The sequence below is a fragment of the Rhizobium sp. SJZ105 genome (assembly GCF_007828365.1).
GTDB lineage: Bacteria > Pseudomonadota > Alphaproteobacteria > Rhizobiales > Rhizobiaceae > Agrobacterium > Agrobacterium tumefaciens.
In genome coordinates this window covers 393521-411742 of sequence record NZ_VIUP01000001.1, presented here as the reverse complement: position 1 = coordinate 411742, position 18222 = coordinate 393521, and the positions used below count along the sequence as shown (strand labels likewise).

General features: G+C 58.6%; 17 protein-coding genes. 6 read left to right on the top strand and 11 right to left on the bottom strand.

Annotation, left to right across the window (positions count from 1 at the left end; translation table 11 throughout):
• Positions 1–7: 7 nt before the first annotated feature.
• Complete coding sequence (locus tag FB593_RS02095) at positions 8–1060, bottom strand: LacI family transcriptional regulator (RefSeq protein WP_112292177.1); 1053 nt, start codon at positions 1058–1060, stop codon at positions 8–10.
• Positions 1061–1559: 499 nt separating this feature from the next.
• Here FB593_RS02095 and FB593_RS02090 point away from each other — a divergent pair, with 499 nt between their 5' ends.
• The 3 genes from FB593_RS02090 to FB593_RS02080 all read left to right on the top strand — a co-directional run bounded on the left by FB593_RS02090 (position 1560) and on the right by FB593_RS02080 (position 5699).
• A complete protein-coding gene (locus tag FB593_RS02090; RefSeq protein WP_112152898.1) occupies positions 1560–4025 on the top strand; it encodes a beta-mannosidase in 2466 nt (821 codons plus the stop codon).
• Between the two features lie 123 nt (positions 4026–4148).
• Positions 4149–5180, top strand: a complete 1032-nt coding sequence (mgrA, locus tag FB593_RS02085) for an L-glyceraldehyde 3-phosphate reductase (RefSeq protein WP_013636166.1) — start codon at positions 4149–4151, stop codon at positions 5178–5180.
• 192 nt (positions 5181–5372) lie between these two features.
• Entirely contained in the window at positions 5373–5699 is a 327-nt protein-coding gene (locus FB593_RS02080; protein WP_003515287.1) for an RcnB family protein, read from the top strand.
• Positions 5700–5767: 68 nt separating this feature from the next.
• Here FB593_RS02080 and gndA read toward each other — a convergent pair whose 3' ends face one another.
• The 5 genes from gndA to ccoG all read right to left on the bottom strand — a co-directional run bounded on the left by gndA (position 5768) and on the right by ccoG (position 11880).
• Positions 5768–7198, bottom strand: a complete 1431-nt coding sequence (gndA, locus tag FB593_RS02075; protein ID WP_065687357.1) for an NADP-dependent phosphogluconate dehydrogenase — start codon at positions 7196–7198, stop codon at positions 5768–5770.
• A gap of 158 nt (positions 7199–7356) precedes the next feature.
• Complete coding sequence (gene ccoS / locus FB593_RS02070) at positions 7357–7515, bottom strand: cbb3-type cytochrome oxidase assembly protein CcoS (protein WP_003515291.1); 159 nt, start codon at positions 7513–7515, stop codon at positions 7357–7359.
• Positions 7512–9803: a cation-translocating P-type ATPase gene (locus FB593_RS02065; protein ID WP_113473142.1), complete on the bottom strand. Its 2292-nt coding sequence runs from the start codon at positions 9801–9803 to the stop codon at positions 7512–7514. Before FB593_RS02065 ends, ccoS begins: the two co-directional genes overlap by 4 nt.
• Entirely contained in the window at positions 9800–10300 is a 501-nt protein-coding gene (locus FB593_RS02060; RefSeq protein WP_065660933.1) for a FixH family protein, read from the bottom strand. Before FB593_RS02060 ends, FB593_RS02065 begins: the two co-directional genes overlap by 4 nt.
• Complete coding sequence (ccoG, locus tag FB593_RS02055; protein ID WP_113473141.1) at positions 10297–11880, bottom strand: cytochrome c oxidase accessory protein CcoG; 1584 nt, start codon at positions 11878–11880, stop codon at positions 10297–10299. Before ccoG ends, FB593_RS02060 begins: the two co-directional genes overlap by 4 nt.
• 121 nt (positions 11881–12001) lie before the next feature.
• On the opposite strand from ccoG, the gene FB593_RS02050 reads away from it, so the two are divergent.
• Both FB593_RS02050 and FB593_RS02045 read left to right on the top strand, forming a co-directional pair.
• Positions 12002–12406, top strand: a complete 405-nt coding sequence (locus tag FB593_RS02050; RefSeq protein ID WP_019566249.1) for a polyketide cyclase — start codon at positions 12002–12004, stop codon at positions 12404–12406.
• 11 nt (positions 12407–12417) lie between these two features.
• Positions 12418–12774 carry a VOC family protein gene (locus tag FB593_RS02045; protein ID WP_003515303.1) on the top strand — a complete coding sequence of 119 codons (357 nt, stop codon included), beginning with the start codon at positions 12418–12420 and terminating at the stop codon, positions 12772–12774.
• Positions 12775–12822: 48 nt separating this feature from the next.
• Here FB593_RS02045 and ccoP read toward each other — a convergent pair whose 3' ends face one another.
• The 5 genes from ccoP to cobU all read right to left on the bottom strand — a co-directional run bounded on the left by ccoP (position 12823) and on the right by cobU (position 16984).
• Positions 12823–13686, bottom strand: a complete 864-nt coding sequence (gene ccoP, locus FB593_RS02040; protein WP_003515305.1) for a cytochrome-c oxidase, cbb3-type subunit III — start codon at positions 13684–13686, stop codon at positions 12823–12825.
• Between the two features lie 3 nt (positions 13687–13689).
• Positions 13690–13842: a CcoQ/FixQ family Cbb3-type cytochrome c oxidase assembly chaperone gene (locus FB593_RS02035; RefSeq protein ID WP_003502810.1), complete on the bottom strand. Its 153-nt coding sequence runs from the start codon at positions 13840–13842 to the stop codon at positions 13690–13692.
• A 12-nt stretch (positions 13843–13854) separates the two neighbouring features.
• On the bottom strand, positions 13855–14586 hold the full coding sequence (gene ccoO, locus FB593_RS02030; protein ID WP_003515307.1) for a cytochrome-c oxidase, cbb3-type subunit II: 732 nt from the start codon (positions 14584–14586) through the stop codon (positions 13855–13857).
• A 10-nt stretch (positions 14587–14596) separates the two neighbouring features.
• Positions 14597–16219, bottom strand: a complete 1623-nt coding sequence (gene ccoN / locus FB593_RS02025; RefSeq protein WP_003515308.1) for a cytochrome-c oxidase, cbb3-type subunit I — start codon at positions 16217–16219, stop codon at positions 14597–14599.
• A 243-nt stretch (positions 16220–16462) separates the two neighbouring features.
• Positions 16463–16984, bottom strand: coding sequence for a bifunctional adenosylcobinamide kinase/adenosylcobinamide-phosphate guanylyltransferase (gene cobU, locus FB593_RS02020; protein WP_025593484.1), 522 nt, complete (start codon positions 16982–16984; stop codon positions 16463–16465).
• 506 nt (positions 16985–17490) lie between these two features.
• Between cobU and FB593_RS02015 the strand changes: the two genes are divergently transcribed.
• A complete protein-coding gene (locus tag FB593_RS02015; RefSeq protein WP_013636176.1) occupies positions 17491–18183 on the top strand; it encodes a DUF599 domain-containing protein in 693 nt (230 codons plus the stop codon).
• Positions 18184–18222 lie beyond the last annotated feature (39 nt).

The window sequence follows — 18222 nt, the reverse complement described above, 5'->3', positions numbered from 1 at the left end:
CCTTCTATCAAGGCTTCGGCGCCATTGAGGACCAGACCGGGCGGCTGATGCTTTGCAGCGTTTCTGGCGGCGCACCGTTGATGCGTGCCAGCAGAGCCTTGGCAAGCTCCATGCCCGCAAGCTTGATGTCCTCGTTGACTGTGTGGATTTGCGGCTGGATCCAGTTCAGGAATTCTGCGGACTGTTTCGACACGATATCGATATCCTTGCCGATCCTGACACCGGCTGCCTCAAACCCCGCCACGAGCGCAATAGTGCTGCTGCCGCTGATGGAGACAATGCCGTCGGGGCGATCGTCTGATTGCATCAGGCGCTTGCCGAAATCGCGGATCTTGTCGAGCGGCGTCTCGATGGTGATGGCATCCAACGGGAATTCGGAAACGCCGAAATCCCTGATACCGCGGGTGAACCCCTTGCGGGCGTGGTCGTGGAACGCAAACCGCGATGGCGGCACGATGATGGCGATCCTCTTTCGCCCACATTGCGCCAGCCGCTCCACGGCCTCATAGGCATAAGCCTCGTTATCGAAATCGTGATAGGCGTGCTCAATGCCCATGTCGGACCGCCCATGGGTAACGAAGGGCATTTTGCGCTCCGTCATGAAACGGACGCGCGGATCGTTCGGCTCGATTTTGGAGATAATGACCCCGTCCGCCGAACCGGTTTCGAGAATGTAGCGGATCGGCACCATGGAATCCTTGGCGTGGGTGTGAGGGGTAACGACGAGGTGATATTGCGTCGTCGCAAGAACCTCGGTGATGCCGAATACCATCTGGCTGGTGAAGCCCATCAATTCCTCGTCGACGCTCAGCACCAGGGCGATCACATTGGTCTTGCCGGTGCGAAGGCGCACACCAGCTCGGTTCGGCTGGTAACCGATCTGCTGGGCAATCAGCCGCACGCGCTCCTTGGTTTCCGCGCCGATGTCAGGCGCATCCTTCAGCGCGCGTGACACGGTGGTGATGCCAAGACCCGTCATGTAGGCGATGGTCTTCAAGGTCGGGCGCTCACCCGTTGTCGCCTTCGCTTCGTCCCTGCCGGAATTACCAGTATCGTTCATGTCATTTCGCCACGCTTTGCAGAACAATAATCATAGATAGCTTTTTGTTTCTTGCAAAGGCAAACGTCGCCGGTCGCCGTCACACCCGATCCAGTCTTCGGGCCTTTGGCTATAACGATGTAGGTCGTGGAAAATATCGAACGGGCGTATTCCTGATTACCGACCTTACGCGCTCGCGAAACTTCCGCTCAAGAGAGAAACAATGCCAATAAACTAGATTAAATAGTAACAATAATTATTTGATATATATAAATAAAAGTCAATAAATATCAAGGCACCCGTACGCGTGGTTTTCCAATAGTACCAACGGGCATTTTTCGCGCATGAAGTTTCACTCCGAAGACATGACGGAACGATCATTTTACGGTAACGTTGCCGGAGGGAGGAGATTGCCGAGCTGAGCGAGCTGGATAACGGCTGGCTGGCGGGCATGCATCTTCCCCAGATTCCGACACAAGCCTGCGTCATAATGGCCAGCTTATCCTATTTGAATTCGTCCATGCAGGGTCCCATCATGATTTCTTCCTCCACGCCCGAAACCGTCATCGATCTGGCCGGGCTCTGGCGCCTGACCTCGCTGGAAGGAGACTACACGACCGACCTTACCGTGCCGGGAGACGTTCACAGCGCACTCAAAAACGCGGGCATCATTCCAGACCCCTATCACGGTGCCAATGAAAATGCGGTGCAATGGGTCGCGCATCGGGACTGGATCATAGAGCGGACCTTCATCCTCGATGACGCCGATGCCAGCTGGTATCTCGATATCGATTATCTCGACACCGTCGCGATCGTCTTCGTCAACGATGTCCCGGTCTTGAGTTCGGACAATTGCTTCCGACGTTACCGTCCCGATGTGTCTCGCGCCGTGCGGCCCGGTGAAAACACCATTCGTATCCATTTCCACTCCAACATCGCAGCCGGGGCGGAACGGCAGGCGCGGCAACCTTTTTACATTCCCTATCATGAGGGCAACTCGCCGATTGCCAACGGCAACATGTTGCGCAAGCCACAGTGCCATTTCGGCTGGGACTGGAATATTGCGATTGCTCCGCTCGGCCTTTACGGCAAAATCCTGCTGAAGCGCCTCGATACGGCACGGGTCGAACACGTCGTCACCTCACAACATCATGTCGAGGGCGGCGTCGAGCTGCATGTGGCCATCACGCTGTTTGCCGAAGGTCCGGCGAGCCTTCCGCTCTACCTTTCCCTCAACGACGAAAGGCTGCGGCTCGATTGCGGCGTGGGTGCGGGTGAGACGGTGGTGCGCCACGTCTTCTTCGTGGAAGATCCCGCGCTCTGGTGGCCGGCGGGCAGCGGCGAACAGACGCTCTACACGTTGGCGGTGGAGTTGCCGGATGAAACCGTCACCCGCAGGATCGGCTTCAGGACCATTGAACTTCTGACGGACAAGGATGAGGCCGGTAGCCGATTTGCCTTCCGCATCAACGGTCGGGAAATCTTCTGCCGTGGCGCGAACTGGATTCCATCCGATGCGCTTTATTCGCTGACCAGCCGCGAAAAAACCGAAGACCTTCTATGTTCAGCCGTCGAGGCCAATATGAACATGATCCGCGTCTGGGGCGGCGGATTTTACGAGGAAGACTGGTTCTACGATCTCTGTGACCGTCTCGGTCTTCTGGTCTGGCAGGATTTCATGTTCGCCTGCAACCTTTACCCCTGCAGCGAAGACTTTCTCGACAATGTCGAACACGAGGTCGACTATCAGGTAAAACGCCTTTCCTCCCATCCGTCCATCGCGCTCTGGTGCGGCGACAACGAATTGGTGGGTGCCCTCACCTGGTTCGAGGAGCCCCGCAACAACCGCGACCGTTATCTCGTGGCTTACGACCGCCTCAACCGCACCATCGAAAAGGCGCTGAAAAAAGCCGCCCCCGAAGCACTCTGGTGGCCCTCCAGCCCGGCTTCAGGCTACCTCGATTATGGTGATGCCTGGCATGCGGATGGTTCCGGCGACATGCATTACTGGTCCGTTTGGCACGAAAACAAATCGTTCGACAATTACCGCTCGGTCAAGCCGCGCTTCTGCTCTGAATTCGGTTTTCAGTCCTACACCTCCATGCCTGTCATCCGCACCTATGCGGAAGAGAAAGACATGAACATCGCCTCCCCGGTGATCGAACTGCACCAGAAGAATGTCGGCGGCAATGAGCGCATCGCTGGCACCATGTTCCGCTATTTCCGCTTTCCGAAGGATTTCGAAAATTTCGTGTATCTGAGCCAGGTACAGCAGGCGCTGGCCATCCGAACCGCGGTCGACTACTGGCGCTCGCTGAAACCCCATTGCATGGGAACGCTCTACTGGCAGCTCAACGACACCTGGCCGGTTGCCTCATGGTCGAGCCTGGACTACGGCGGCGGCTGGAAGGCGCTGCACTATGCTGCCCGCCGGTTCTTCCAACCGGTGACCGTCTCGGCCATTCCCTCCGAGGATGGACGCCGAGTGAGCTTCTCCATGGTCAACGACACCGCGGAAGACGTCGAGATCGACATGAATATTGTCGCCCTCACCATGGAGGGTAACCGCGTGCCGCTGAAATCTGCCAACGGCGCGTGCGCAACGGACAAGGCGGCGACGCTGACCGAAATCGACATGGACAGCCTGCCTGATGGCTCCATTCTTGCCTGGAACTTCATAGCATCCAACGGCATGACAGGCGAAGGCCATCATGTGCGCGACACCTACAAGTCTCTGGAGCTCCAGCCCGCTGGACTGACGTTCTCCACCGGCACATTGAAAAACGGCCAGCTCGAAATCGACGTCACCGCAGCAGGTCTTGCCCTCTTCGTCATGCTGGAGGCCGATCAGCCCGGGCGTTATTCCGACAATCTGTTCGATCTCGCAGCTGGCGAAACACGTCGGATCATCTTCACCCCGAAGGCGGGCAGCGGACAGCCGCAGTTCCGTATCTTCGATCTTTATACCTGCCAATCCTCGCATTGAAACCACGCGGCGAAAGGCTTAACCATCCTTAGCGGAACGGCAGGCAACGTTGCGCCTGCCCTCATCTTTCAAAGGTTTGCCGGCTTCTCCGGCAACCATTCATCAGCAAGTGGAGGAAGACCCATGGTTTGGCAACCGGCCGAAAACCGATATACATCCATGAAATACAATCATTGCGGAAAGACTGGCCTGAAGCTGCCGGCGATCTCGCTCGGGCTGTGGCACAATTTCGGCAACGACACACCGCACCAGACCAAACAGGCCATTTGCCGTCGCGCCTTCGACCTCGGCATTACCCATTTCGATCTGGCCAATAATTACGGCCCACCACCCGGCAGCGCCGAAACTGCCTTCGGCGAAATCCTGAAGACGGATTTCAGAGGCTACCGCGATGAAATGATCATCTCGTCCAAGGCGGGCTACAACATGTGGCCCGGTCCCTACGGTGAGTGGGGCAGCCGCAAATATCTGATATCGTCCTGCGACCAGAGCCTGAAGCGCATGGGGCTGGACTACGTTGATATCTTCTACTCCCACCGTTTCGATCCCAACACGCCGCTTGAGGAAACCTGCGGCGCACTGGACCAGATCGTGCGCTCGGGCAAGGCGCTCTATGTCGGCATCTCGTCATACAACTCGAAACGCACCCGTGAGGCCGCCGCGATCCTGAAAGATCTCGGCACGCCCTGCATCATCCATCAGCCGAGCTACTCCATGATCAATCGCTGGATCGAGGAAGACGGTCTGGTCGATACGCTGGAAGATCTTGGCATTGGCTCCATCGTCTTTTCGCCGCTGGCGCAGGGCATGCTGACGACGAAATATCTGGGTGGCGTGCCTGATGGCAGCCGTGCATCGCAGAGCAAGTCACTCAACCCCGCCTTCCTCAACGAGCGCAATGTCGAAAACATCCGCGCGCTCAATCGCATTGCCGAGCGGCGTGGCCAAACACTCGCGCAGATGGCAATCGCCTGGGTGCTGCGCGGTGGTCGCATCACGTCGGCGCTCATCGGTGCGAGCCGTGTCGAACAGGTCGAGGATTGCGTGAAGGCACTCGACAATGCCGACTTCTCCACAGAGGAGCTTGCGGAAATCGACGGTTACGCGAAGGACGCGGATATCAACCTCTGGGCAAAATCCGCTGAACGCGTCTAATACTTGAAACAGGCTGCCCGGTTTCCAACGGGCAGCCTGATCGACGCAAAAACTGGACTGAAATCTCCAACAGAAAGATTAACGTCCCCGTCTAACCATTAACAACCATTACATAAATGTAATTTTAAATTCAGTTTCCGTTCATTCGTTTATTCGTAAGTTCTCCTTATCGAAACACGAGAGGAAACATTCATGAAAAAGTTCGTCACCATTCTTCTGGCTGCAACTGTTCTTGCGGCTCCAATGGCCCAGGCACAAAGCCGCCACGACGATCGTCATCGCGGTGTAACCGTCGAGCGTCACACGACCACCAAAAAGGTCATCGTCAAGAAGCACCGTTGGGATCGCGGTCAGCGCCTCTCGCCAGCAGAGCGTCGTCATTTCGTCGACCGCCGCGACTATCGCCGTTACCGCCTGGCAGAGCCGCGTCGCGACCAGCGCTGGGTACGCGTCGACAACCAGTTCCTGCTCATCAACGCCGTCACCGGCCTGATCGTTGGCCTTTCTGCGGCACGCTAAGTAAATCGACGGATGAAATGAAAAAGGCCCGCTTGCGCGGGCCTTTTGTTGTTTATCGTTATAGCCGATCAGAAAATGTCGGCGCCGCTGCCCCACGGGCCATGCGACTTGTCGACACCGTCGGTGCGTTCGAAGCCATGCGCCCCGAAGAAATCGCGCTGCGCCTGAATAAGGTTCGCGCTGCCGCGGGCGCGACGATAGGCGTCGAAATAACCAAGCGCGGAAGCGAGTGCCGAAACCGGCAGACCGGAGAGAACCGCGTAGGAAACGACACGGCGCAGGGCGGCGTCGGTGTCCTTGACGATGCCGGAGAAGGCAGGCGTCACGATGAGGTTGGCCACATGCGGATCCTTGGTGAAGGCCGAGGTGATCTCATCGAGGAATTCCGAGCGGATGATGCAGCCGGCGCGCCAGATGCGGGCGATCGTCGGCATCGGCAGGTTCCAGTTGAACTCCTTCGATGCGGCCGACATGACGGCAAAGCCCTGTGCGTAAGCACCGACCTTGGCGGCCAGAAGCGCGCTTTCCAGATCAGCGATAAAGGCCTTTTTGTCAGCCGGTGCAGCTGCAACGGTCGGCAGGCCGAAGATCTTCTCGGCAGCTTCGCGCTCGTCCTTCTGCGACGACAGGATACGGGCAGCCACGGCGGCCTCAATGGCAGTTGCGGCGACGCCCATGTTCTGCGCCTCGATAACCGACCACTTGCCTGTACCCTTCTGGCCGGCCTTGTCGAGGATCAGATCGACCATCGGCTTGCCGGTGATCGGATCGGCAGCGCGCAGAACCTTCTCGGTGATTTCGATCAGGTAGGAGTTGAGACGGCCCTTGTTCCATTCACCGAATACATCGGCGATTTCAGACGCACTCATCTTCAGGCCGTCACGCAGGATGCCGTAGATTTCGGCGATCATCTGCATGTCGGCATATTCGATGCCGTTATGGATCGTCTTGACGAAATGACCGGCACCGTCGTTGCCGAGCCATGCCACGCACGGATCGTCATTATACTTGGCGGAAATGGAGGTCAGAACCTTCTCGACGCGCTTCCAGCTATCTTCGGTACCGCCGACCATGATCGACGGTCCGTGACGCGCACCTTCTTCACCGCCGGAAACGCCCATGCCGATAAAGGTCAGGCCGCTATCCTTCAGGTTGTCGAAACGGCGGATCGTATCGCGGAAATTCGCATTGCCGGCGTCGATCATGATGTCGCCGTTCGAGAGATGCGGCTTCAGAATTTCCATCTGCTGGTCAACCGGATCGCCGGCCTTGATCATGATGATGATCGGGCGCGGAGGACGAATGGCGGCGACGAATTCCTCGATGGTTTCGCAAGGGATCAACTGCCCCTGCAAGTCCCCAGCCTCGGCGTAGAATTTTTTCGTCGCTTCAGGGGTTCGGTTGAATACGGCAATCTTGTTGCCCTTTTCCGCGATGTTCAACGCCAGGTTCGAGCCCATGACGCCGAGACCGATCAAACCGATTTCTGCCTGTTCCACGGATGTGCCTCCATCTTGCTTTTAGGTGGTCGTGTTGTGGCACTGTAATGAACAAACGGCAAGGCTAGGGGCGACTGAAACGATTAAATTTTGATGACGCAAATCAGCTTTGCATATTTGCGACAGGTCGGGGGAAGGTCGTAACCAATGCGCGTCCACTAGGAAGGTCGTGGCCGGTCGTCGCCATCGTCCAGCGCTCGCCAGGCAGCGCCGTCCATATCCTCATATTGCCCTGATCGCACCGACCAGAGGAAGGCGAAAAGCCCGAGCGCTCCGAGAAACAGGGCGACGGGGATGAGATAGATCAACATGTTCATGCCGGTTGCGCCCCCTCGCCCGCAAATCCGGTCGGCACGCTCTGTTGCGCAGAAACGGCTTCAGCCGTTCCCGCAAGACGCAGCGCATTTGCAACAACGATGAGCGACGATGTCGACATGGCGATGGCCGCGATCATCGGCGTCGCATAACCGGCAATCGCAATCGGCACGGCAATGACATTGTAGCCGATGGCAAGCGCGAAGTTCTGCCGGATAAGCCGTCCGGCCCGCCGCGATGTCTCGATGGCGACAGGAACGGCATCCAGATCCTCGTGCATGAACACGAAGTCGGCGGCCTGCCGGCCGATATCGGCGGCGGTTGCCGGTGCCATGGAAACATGTGCTGCGGCCAGCGCCGGCGCATCATTAATGCCGTCGCCCACCATCAGAACCTTGCGTCCCTCGCCGGCCAGCGCCGCACAGCGCCCCGCCTTGTCTTTCGGCGACAGGTCCGCGTTCCATTTCGCAATGCCCAGACGCTGCGCCATGGCCTTCACGGCCGGGACCCGGTCACCGGACACGATTTCCAGCACCAGTCCTCGCGTAGAAAGGCTGCGCAGTGCTTGTACGGCGCCAGGACGCGGATTGTCCTCGAAACCGAAACTCGCCAGATACCCGCCGTCAAGCGAAAGCACCACTTCCGATCGCGCGTCGCCGTTTTCCATTTGCGATTCATCCGGGCAGGCAAAACGGCGGTTGCCGAGCCGGTAGGTTCCCACCGGCGTGAGAGCCTCAACACCGGAGCCGGGAATTTCACGCACCGCTTCGTAGACCGGTAGAATTCCGCCATAGGCTGCATGCAGGGCTTTGGACAGCGGATGGCGTGAATGGGCGGCAAGGCCAGCCGCAATCGCCATCGTGGCGGGGTTCACATCGCCGGCTTCCACCAGTCGCGGCTTCCCGACCGTCAGGGTGCCTGTCTTGTCGAACAAAACGGTGTCGATTTCGGCCAGTCGCTCCATCGCCGAGCCTTCCTTGACCATGATGCCATGCCGAAAGAGCCGGCCTGCCGCCACCACCTGCACCACCGGAACAGCAAGGCCAAGCGCACAGGGGCAGGTGATGATGAGAACCGCAATCGCGATCAGCATCGCCTGCTTCCAGTCACCGCCCAAAACGCCCCAACCGAGAAAGGTCATGAGAGCAAGAAGATGTACGACGGGCGAATAATAGCTCGCGGCACGGTCGGCAATCCGCCGATAGCGCGCCCGCCCCCCTTCCGCCGCCTCCATCAGCCCGATCACTTCCGACAGAAACGAATCCTTTGCCGATGCGGTCACCCGCGCGGCGAGCGAACCGGTGAGATTGAGGGTGCCTGCCTGGAGCAGATCGCCCGCCTCCACCCGACGCGGCGCGCTTTCGCCGTTGACAATGGACATGTCGAGATCGCTGCTTCCGCTAATGACCATCGCATCCACCGCCACGCGGTCACCGGCAGCAATCGCAATCGTCATGCCGGGTAGCACATCGCCAAGCGGGCGATACTCCCGCGTTCCGTCCTCACCGATAACGGTTGCGCCGCGTGGTGAAAGCCGGGCCAGGCCCGCAATTGCCGAGCGCGCCCTGTCACGCATGATATGGTCAAGCGTGCGGCCGATCAGCAGGAAGAACAGCAGCGACACGGTCGCGTCAAACCACGCATGTTCGCCATGATGAATCGTCTCCCATAGCGAGATTGCGTAGGATAGCGTGATGGCGAGCGCGATCGGCACATCCATATTGGTGCGGCCATGCTTCAGCGCATTCCAGGCCGACTGATAGAAGAACCGGCCGCCATAGATCAGCGCCGGCGCGGCAATCATCGCCGAAATCCAGTGGAACATGTCACGCGTCGCGGCATCGGCCCCGGACCAGACGGACACGGATAGAAGCATGATATTGGCGGAAGCAAAGCCGCAGAGCGCCACCGCCCTGATCAGTTGCGAGCGCAACACGTCCGAAGCATCCTGTCCGCTCGCGAAAAGATGCGTCCGGTATCCGGTTGCAAGGATTGCGCGGGCAAGTTCGGCGGGATCTGTCCTGATGCCATCGACATACTCTTTCCAGACAATCGCCACCCGTTTTGAGGACAGGTTCACGCGCGCCTGCTCCACCTGGCGGAGACGGCGCAGCGCCGTTTCGATGGTGGTGATGCAGGCGCCGCAATAAACGCCGGGCACGCTGAGATCTGTCTGGCGCAGCCCCTGCCCCAGATCGCGGCTTGCCAGCATCAGCTCCTCTGATGATGGTGGGTTGACGGGTTCGCCGAGTTGAAGCGACCCTTCCGTTCCCTGTGCACAACAGCTCATTGACGCCCCCTGATCACCGCGATCCGCGTGCCTTCATGCACGATGATCCTGCCGTCTTTTACGGCAGTGACCTCAACGATCCATTGGCCGGGCAGCATGTCATGCGGGCCGGTGAAGACCCCGGTAGACACCGGGGTCAGCTCCATGTCGAAATTCTGGTGCTCGCCGACCGGCCGGCGAAAACGCGCCGTTACGGTATCCGTATCCACAGGGCCGGTATCTGGATGAAACACCTCGTAGCGCACGGTCTTTTCATTCACCACCAGCCTGCCCTTGATACCGGTCGCGGCCCTTGCCTTGGCGGCCTCGGCCTTGGCGTTGAACTGCTGGCTGGCAACATAGGTATTGGGCACCACCAGCCCGCTCCAGCTGGTGACAGCGTTCCAGGCCATCACCATGTTGACGGTGATGACGATGCCGAAAAACATCACCATAACACCCAGCATATGCCAGCCGGTGAAAATGAAACCGGACGTCTGGCGATTGGTCGTTGTCATTTTTTCACTCCCGGAGCGTTGAAGACGGCGTCGTAACGGGCCGTCTCATGGCCGCCCGTATCGCTGACGATGAATTCGAAATTTTCAGCAGCCCGCGCGACGTGACTGCCCGGCAGGGTGACGAACACCTTCAGCGTTGTCGCCTCGTCCGGTTCCACCATCACCTCGAAGCTGCGAGAGGCTGCATCCGGCACGCCGTTTAACTTCATCACCGCACTTGGAATGCCCTCTATCGTCAGGCTCATTAGGCGCGGTTGCGGCACCATGTTGAGGATGCGAACGGTATAACCGTTGCGGATGGACCCGTTCGATTCCAGCACATATTGCGGGTTGCGGTCGTGCAGCACGTTAAGAGCCAGCCGCTCGCGCGTCACCAGAGCCACCAGCAAGCCGATGCCGACTGCAGCCCATATTGCCGTGTAAAGAAGCGTGCGCGGGCGAAAGACGATGCGCCAGTCGAAATGGCGAATGCTGTTTTTGAACCCGCCGTCCTCCTTGCGCACATTCGCAGGCCGGATTGCGTGCTGGCCGTTGCTGGTCGCAAGCGCCATGTTGGACTGGTATTCGGACAGCGTCGCATAGGCGATCAGCCCGCGTGGCTTACCAATCTTGTCCATCACCCCATCGCAGGCATCGATACAGAGCGCGCAGGTGATACATTCCAGCTGCTGCCCGTCTCTTATGTCGATGCCCATGGGACAGACTGCGACACAAGCATTGCAATCGACGCAATCGCCGACGCTCTCCCCTGTGGCCGCAGCCTTTTTGGCGTGCCTCGTGCGAGGTTCACCGCGCCAGTCATTATAGGTCACGACCAGCGAGTTCTCATCCAGCATCGCCGCCTGAATGCGCGGCCAGGGACACATATAGGTACAGACCTGCTCCCGCATCAGCCCGCCGAAAACATAGGTCGTGGCGGTGAGTATCGCGACGGTCGTATAGGCGATCATCGGTGCCTGCCCCGTCATGAACTCTCTCGCCAGCGTCGGCGCATCGGCAAAATAGAAGATCCATGCCCCGCCGGTCAGAACGCCGATCACCAGCCAGATTGCGTGTTTCATCACCCGCTTGCGCAGCTTGCCGAACGTGAAAGGTGCTGCATCGAGCTTCATGCGGGCATTCCTGTCGCCCTCGATCGCCCGCTCGACGACCAGAAACAGGTCCACCCAGACGGTCTGCGGACAGGTATAACCACACCACGCGCGTCCCACGGCGGAGGTTATGAGAAACAACCCCAGACCCGCCATGACCAGCAATCCCGCGACGAAAAAGAACTCCTGCGGCCAGATTTCGATGAAGAAGAAATAAAAGCGCCGGTTGGCAATATCGATCAGCACCGCCTGGTCGGGCGCATAGGGACCGCGATCCCAGCGCAGAAACGGCGTCAGATAATAAATGCCGAGCGTGACCAGCATAACCAGCCACTTGAACCGCCGGAACCGGCCCTCCGCGCGCTTCGGGAAAATTTTCTTGCGCGCTTCATAAAGGGGTTTACGCGTTTTTGCGGAATTGACAGCCTCCGCTTCCAGCCTTTCGACGGGCTGTTGCGGGCGGTCCTGTCCGACGGGATAGATGTTCATGATTGCAGTCCGTTTTTATCTCCTTGCTTTCTCCCATCTCACCGGCGAAACATCCTTGACTTACATCAAGCGCGGACAAAGTGGCGCAGCCTGCGGCCTGCATTAAAACAGGGAGGATGAGATGCCAGTCATGCAGTCAAAAATCATTCATCTGTCGGTGGAAAAACCATGGAGCCATGTCTTTGATTTCGCCTCCGACCCGCAAAACATGCCGCACTGGGCCGCCGGTCTAGCAGGCGGTCTGAAACCAGACGGCGAGGACTGGATCGCCGATGGCGGCCCGCTGGGTGAGGTCCGCGTCAATTTCGCGCCCTTAAACGAATTCGGCGTGATAGACCACGTCGTGACATTGCCGGATGGCATGAAGGTGTATAACGCGCTGCGGGTAACACCGAATGGCAGCGGTGCCGAAGTCAGCTTTACCCTGCTTCGCCTGCCGGACATGACGGACGAGGATTTCGAACGGGATGCGGAGATGGTCCGGGTCGATCTGGAGAAACTGAAGTCGCTGCTCGAAACGGATTGAAGGATAAAACGATGACCACGAATACGAATGACCGGCGCATCGACTATGTCGAATTCAACGTCGCCGATATCGAGCGCAGCAAGGAATTTTACGGCGGCGCTTTCGGTTGGTCCTTTAAGGATTACGGCCCGCAATATTGCGAGTTTTCCGACGGCCGGCTGACCGGCGGTTTCACCACCACGGCACCTGTGTCAGCCAAGGGTGGACCGCTTGTCATTCTTTACGCCGCCGATATCGAGAATGCGCACCGGCGTGTCGAGGCAGCCGGTGGGCAGATCAGCGTCGCCATATTCGCCTTTCCCGGCGGACGCCGTTTTCATTTCACCGATCCGGATGGATACGAACTGGCCGTCTGGTCTGATCGATAAGAAAAAGGGCCGCATCGAGCGGCCCTTTCCATTTGTTGGCTGTGACGTTCACTCGCCACCGCCCAGCGAGTGCACGAAGATCGCAAGCTGCTTGACCGTGGTATCACCAAGCCGTTCACCCCAGGCGGGCATGACCCCGTGTTTTGGCGACCGTATCTGTGCAACGATCCCCTGCTCGCCACTGGCCTTCAGCCAGATCGCGTCGGCCAGGTTGGGCGCGCCGAACTCGCGGTTGCCCTTGGCGTTCTCACCGTGGCACGAGGCGCAATTGTCGGCGAAAATCTGTTTACCGGGTTCTACGAGTGCCGGGTTGGAAGGCGTTCCTGTCAGGCTGACGACATAGGCGGCGACCTCGCGGATTTCCTCGGACTTGAGGATATCGCCGAAGGCCGGCATTTCCGACAGGCGCGTATCGGGATCGTCGGCAAAACGAATGCCGTGCTTTACCGTCGTATAGATATCCTCGACGCTGCCTCCCCACATCCAATCGTCGTCGTTGAGGTTGGGATATCCCTGCCCGCCTTCCGCACCCGAACCGTGACACTGGATGCAATTGACCTTGAAGGCGGCGGCACCGCCGGAAAGCGCAAATTGCCTTAGCGTCGGATCGGCCTCAATCTCGGCGAGCGAGGAACTGGCGATTCTGTCGGAATAGACGCTCTGCGCCTGTTTGGCGTCCGCCATATCGGCGGCGATCTCGGAACGGCTGCTCCAGCCGAGCAACCCTTGCGTTGCGCCATTGATCAGCGGCCATGCCGGATAGGCGATGGTGTAGCCGATGGCCCAGAGGATCGTGAAGTAGAAGGTCCAGACCCACCAGCGCGGCATCGGATTGTTAAGCTCGCGAATACCGTCCCATTCATGGCCGGTGGTTTCGACGCCGCTGATGTCATCAATGTGTTTTTCGGACATATCCTAGTCCTCCTTAAGCGGAATGCTGGCGGCGTCGTCCGCAGCTTTTTTCGATCCGGGACGAAGGGTGAAAACGACGACGCCGGCGAAGAACAGGGTCATGGCAAGCAGGCCCCAGCTATCGGCGAAGTGGCGCATGGCCGTGTAGGTTTCCATCGTATCGCCTCCTCACCGATATCCGGCGGCATCGTCATAGGTCGAGAAATCGACCAGCGTGCCGAGCATCTGCAAATAGGCAACCAGCGCATCCATTTCGGTAAGCTTGGCTGGATCGCCATCGAAATCGCCGACTTTCGCCTTCGGATAGCGCGCCAGAAGCTCGGTCGTATCGGCGTTCGGATCGGCCTGCGCGTGAAGATCAGCCGCTGATTTCTCGATCATCTCGTCGCTATAGGGCACGCCAACGGCGCGGTTAGCCTTCAGCTCCATCGAGATATCCGTAATCTTCAACGGCGTGGTTTTGAGGAACGCGTAGGACGGCATGATCGATTCCGGCACGACGGAGCGCGGATCGGCCAGATGCTGCACGTGCCATTCATTCGAATAGCGGTCGCCTACGCGTGCGAGGTCCGGCCCCGTGCGCTTGGAACCCCACTGGAACGGGTGGTCGTACATGGATTCCGCCGCCAGGCTGTAATGCCCGTAACGCTCCACCTCGTCGCGGAACGGCCGGATCATCTGGCTGTGGCAGACATAACATCCCTCGCGGATGTAGATGTTGCGCCCGGCCAGTTCCAGCGGCGAGTAGGGCCGCATGCCCTCCACCTTCTCGATGGTGTTTTCGAGATAGAAAAGCGGCGCGATTTCCACGATACCGCCGATTGAGACGACGAGCAGCGAACCGACCAGAAGCAGAGTGGCGTTGCGTTCGATGACGCCGTGTTTGTCGAGTATGGACATCGGCCTCTCCTTATTCAGCGGGCTGCAGCGAAGGTGCGGCGTCATTGCGGACGCCCTCCTCGCGTTGACGACCGAGGATGGTCATGGTGACGTTGTAGGCCATGATCAGCGCGCCACTGAGGAACATCAGGCCACCCAGCGCACGCATCACGTAATAGGGGAACAGCGCTGCGACCGATTCCGCGAAGGAATAGACGAGGAAGCCCTGCGTATCGTATTCGCGCCACATCAAGGCCTGCTGGATGCCGGCCACCCACATCACGGCGGCGTAGATGACGATGCCTATCGTGGCGAGCCAGAAGTGCCAGTTGACCAGTTGCAGGCTGTAGAGACGGTCCCTGCCCCACAGTTTCGGCGTCAGATAATAGATGGCACCGAAGGTGATCATGCCGTTCCAGCCGAGAGCGCCGGAATGCACGTGGCCGATGGTCCAGTCGGTATAGTGGCTGAGCGAGTTAACGGCCTTGATCGACATCATCGGACCCTCGAAGGTCGCCATGCCGTAGAAGGCCACCGCCATCACCATCATGCGCACGATAGGATCGGTGCGGATCTTGTCCCATGCGCCCGAAAGCGTCATCAGGCCGTTGATCATGCCGCCCCACGACGGCATCCACAGCATGATCGAGAACACCATGCCGAGCGTCTGCGCCCAGTCCGGCAACGCCGTATAGTGCAGATGGTGCGGACCGGCCCAGATATACATGAAGATCAAAGCCCAGAAGTGGATGATCGACAGACGGTAGGAATAGACCGGGCGGTTCACCTGCTTGGGAATGAAATAATACATCATGCCGAGGAAGCCGGCGGTGAGGAAAAAGCCGACGGCGTTATGGCCGTACCACCATTGCGTCAGCGCATCCTGCACGCCCGAGAAAGCGGAGTAGCTCTTGACGCCGAGGAACGACACCGGAATGGCGAGGTTGTTGACGATATGCAGCATGGCGATCGTCACGATGAAGCTCAGATAGAACCAGTTTGCCACATAGATATGCGGCTCCTTGCGCGTCAGGATCGTGCCGAGAAATGCGAGGAGATAGGCGACCCAGACTATCGTCAGCCAGATATCGACATACCATTCCGGCTCGGCATATTCGCGGCCCTGCGTGATACCAAGCAGATAGCCAGTGGCAGCCATGACGATGAAGAGGTTGTAGCCCCAGAACACGAACCAGCCGAGATTGCCGCCGAACAGGCGTGCGCGACAGGTTCTCTGCACCACGTAAAATGACGTGGCAATCAGCGCATTTCCCCCGAAAGCGAAGATCACCGCGGAGGTGTGCAGCGGCCGCATCCGGCCGAAATTGAAATAGGGCGCGATGTTGAGATCGGGAAAGGCGAGCTGAAGCGCCACCACGACCCCGACCAGAAACCCGACCACGCCCCAGAACACGGTAGCGACGACGCCGTATTTCACGACCTCATCGAAATATTCGGATTTCAGCCGGGCGCGCGCGGCCTGATCGACAGGCGCGAAAGAAACACGGCGCAGCAGAAGCACCGTGCTGACCAGAAGCGTAAAGAACAGCACCCACATATGGGCGGCGAAAAGACTGTCGTGAGCGAAAGCAGCCCCGAGCAGCGCGAGAAAAGCCCCAAGGGCCACGATCGCGGTTTCTAACGTGTAATTCATTGTTGGTTTCCCCCAACGTGCAAGCAGACCGACGAAAGGCTTGGCGCGCGCTTTACGAAGCGGAAACGGGCCTTTGCGTCGGTTGGAGCATTGCCACCGGCGTGGGGAAGCCACCTTGATCCAGATCAAGAAAGAGAAGCTGTCGCAGCACCGGCAAAACCGAGCCGGGATTTGGCGATAAGAAGTGCATAGAAACTGAAAGAACGGACGCCGACGCGCGACACCCGCTTTATAAGGCTTGCGTCAGCCCTTCATTTTCAGTGGCAGCCCGGCTGCGACGAAATAGACTTCATCGACGATGGCCGCGACGCGCTGGTGTAACCTTCCGGCGTGATCGCGGAATTCGCGCGCCATGCGGTTTTCCGGCACGATGCCAAGGCCGACCTCGTTAGAGACGAGAATCAGTTTCGCCTTGGTGGACGCGATTGCCGCTGCCAGCGTGGCGAACGCCGTCTCGATATCGGCGTTCTCCATCATCAGATTGGTGAGCCACAATGTCAGGCAGTCGATCAGGATAACATTGTCCGGCGCATCCAGCCGCGCGAGCACGGCAGCGATATCAACGGGCGCCTCGTGTGTCGTCCACTCCTCGCCGCGCCGGGCCTGATGATGGTCGATGCGATCACGCATCTCGTCATCCCATGCCCGGCCGGTGGCCAGATAATGCAGGCGCCCGTCGGCTTTGCCCGCAAGGTCCTCGGCAAAACGGGACTTGCCGGAGCGCGCGCCGCCTAGAATGAAAACGGAGCGGTTTTTATCTGTCATGAAGAACCTGGAAGAAAAGAATAAGACGGACCGGCATCATTGCGGTGTCGCAAGCCAGAGACAGCCGTACATGAAGGGAACGATTCGTAGAAAAAGGCGTCCCCCGGTTATTCACGCCGGACTGCCGATGATACCGGATCGGAGACGACAAAACCTGTCCGCACGATGCGGGACATATGACAGCCTTGGCAACTCCGGATGCCGGAAACACCGGTCCTGACAAAAAGCTAGGTGCGAACGGTCATTCTGTCAATCGGCGAGCGGTGTCTACGAAAAATCAAGCGGAACCGGTACGCAAAACCTTAACCCGGAACCGGCAGACCTTTCCGTCCGCGACGGGATTGATAAAGCCACTTGGTTACCGGAACGTTAGCAGAAAACGAAATGACGAAGCTGCAACGCGGCGGGAGAATGTTCGCCCATGGAGGCCGCTGCCATTGCCTTGCCATGGCCTTCAAATCAATATGGCCGCGAAGATTCGCAAACAGCAAGGTGACCTGCCCGTGATGACCGTCATGGACTATATCTCGATCGTCGTTTTTATCGTGTTATGGGCCACCTATACCCACCTCACGACGGGAACGACGCTGTTTTCGCGAACCAGCCTCAATCAGGCGATGGCGGAGCGCCGGCGCGACTGGATTTACAATTCTCTCAAACGCGACTTGAAGATGATCGACACGCAGATCATGGCGGGTTTGCAGAATGGTACCGCTTTTTTCGCGTCTACCTCGATCTTTGCCATCGGCGGCTGCTTTGCTCTTCTGGGGGCGACAGATCGGGTCGAAACCGTGTTTCGCGACCTTCCCTTCGTGCAATATGCCGGGCGCACGGCCTTCGAACTGAAGGTCATGGGGCTAACCTGCCTTTTCGGCTACTCGTTTTTCAAGTTCGGCTGGTCCTACCGCCTGTTCAATTATTGCACGATCCTGTTCGGTGCCATACCCATGGTCCATGATGTCAACGCGGATCGCGACGCTGCCGAGCGTGCCGCTGAAAACGTCATAAAGATGAACATTATCGCTGCTAAGAACTTCAATGATGGGCTGCGGACGATCTTCCTGTCGATCGGTTATCTCGGCTGGTTCATCAGCCCCTATGTCTTCATCGCAAGCACGGTCATCATCATAGTGGCGCTGTTGCGCCGCCAGTTCTTCTCCGAGGCCCGCCGCGCCATCATGGACAGGCCCGGGCCTTGAAATAGCCTTACTTCACGGGCCAAGCCCTTGAGTAGACAA

Excerpts from the sequence above, each read along its gene's own strand:
- FB593_RS02060 (WP_065660933.1), bottom strand. The coding sequence starts at position 10,300 with ATGACAACGACCAATCGCCAGACGTCCGGTTTCATTTTCACCGGCTGG.
- ccoG (WP_113473141.1), bottom strand. The coding sequence starts at position 11,880 with ATGAACATCTATCCCGTCGGACAGGACCGCCCGCAACAGCCCGTCGAA.
- FB593_RS02095 (WP_112292177.1), bottom strand. The coding sequence starts at position 1,060 with ATGAACGATACTGGTAATTCCGGCAGGGACGAAGCGAAGGCGACAACG.
- ccoO (WP_003515307.1), bottom strand. The coding sequence starts at position 14,586 with ATGTCCATACTCGACAAACACGGCGTCATCGAACGCAACGCCACTCTG.
- FB593_RS02035 (WP_003502810.1), bottom strand. The coding sequence starts at position 13,842 with ATGGAAACCTACACGGCCATGCGCCACTTCGCCGATAGCTGGGGCCTG.
- FB593_RS02065 (WP_113473142.1), bottom strand. The coding sequence starts at position 9,803 with ATGAGCTGTTGTGCACAGGGAACGGAAGGGTCGCTTCAACTCGGCGAA.
- ccoN (WP_003515308.1), bottom strand. The coding sequence starts at position 16,219 with ATGAATTACACGTTAGAAACCGCGATCGTGGCCCTTGGGGCTTTTCTC.
- mgrA (WP_013636166.1), top strand. The coding sequence starts at position 4,149 with ATGGTTTGGCAACCGGCCGAAAACCGATATACATCCATGAAATACAAT.
- FB593_RS02090 (WP_112152898.1), top strand. The coding sequence starts at position 1,560 with ATGCAGGGTCCCATCATGATTTCTTCCTCCACGCCCGAAACCGTCATC.
- ccoP (WP_003515305.1), bottom strand. The coding sequence starts at position 13,686 with ATGTCCGAAAAACACATTGATGACATCAGCGGCGTCGAAACCACCGGC.
- FB593_RS02015 (WP_013636176.1), top strand. The coding sequence starts at position 17,491 with ATGACCGTCATGGACTATATCTCGATCGTCGTTTTTATCGTGTTATGG.
- ccoS (WP_003515291.1), bottom strand. The coding sequence starts at position 7,515 with ATGAACATGTTGATCTATCTCATCCCCGTCGCCCTGTTTCTCGGAGCG.
- FB593_RS02045 (WP_003515303.1), top strand. The coding sequence starts at position 12,418 with ATGACCACGAATACGAATGACCGGCGCATCGACTATGTCGAATTCAAC.
- FB593_RS02050 (WP_019566249.1), top strand. The coding sequence starts at position 12,002 with ATGCCAGTCATGCAGTCAAAAATCATTCATCTGTCGGTGGAAAAACCA.
- cobU (WP_025593484.1), bottom strand. The coding sequence starts at position 16,984 with ATGACAGATAAAAACCGCTCCGTTTTCATTCTAGGCGGCGCGCGCTCC.
- FB593_RS02080 (WP_003515287.1), top strand. The coding sequence starts at position 5,373 with ATGAAAAAGTTCGTCACCATTCTTCTGGCTGCAACTGTTCTTGCGGCT.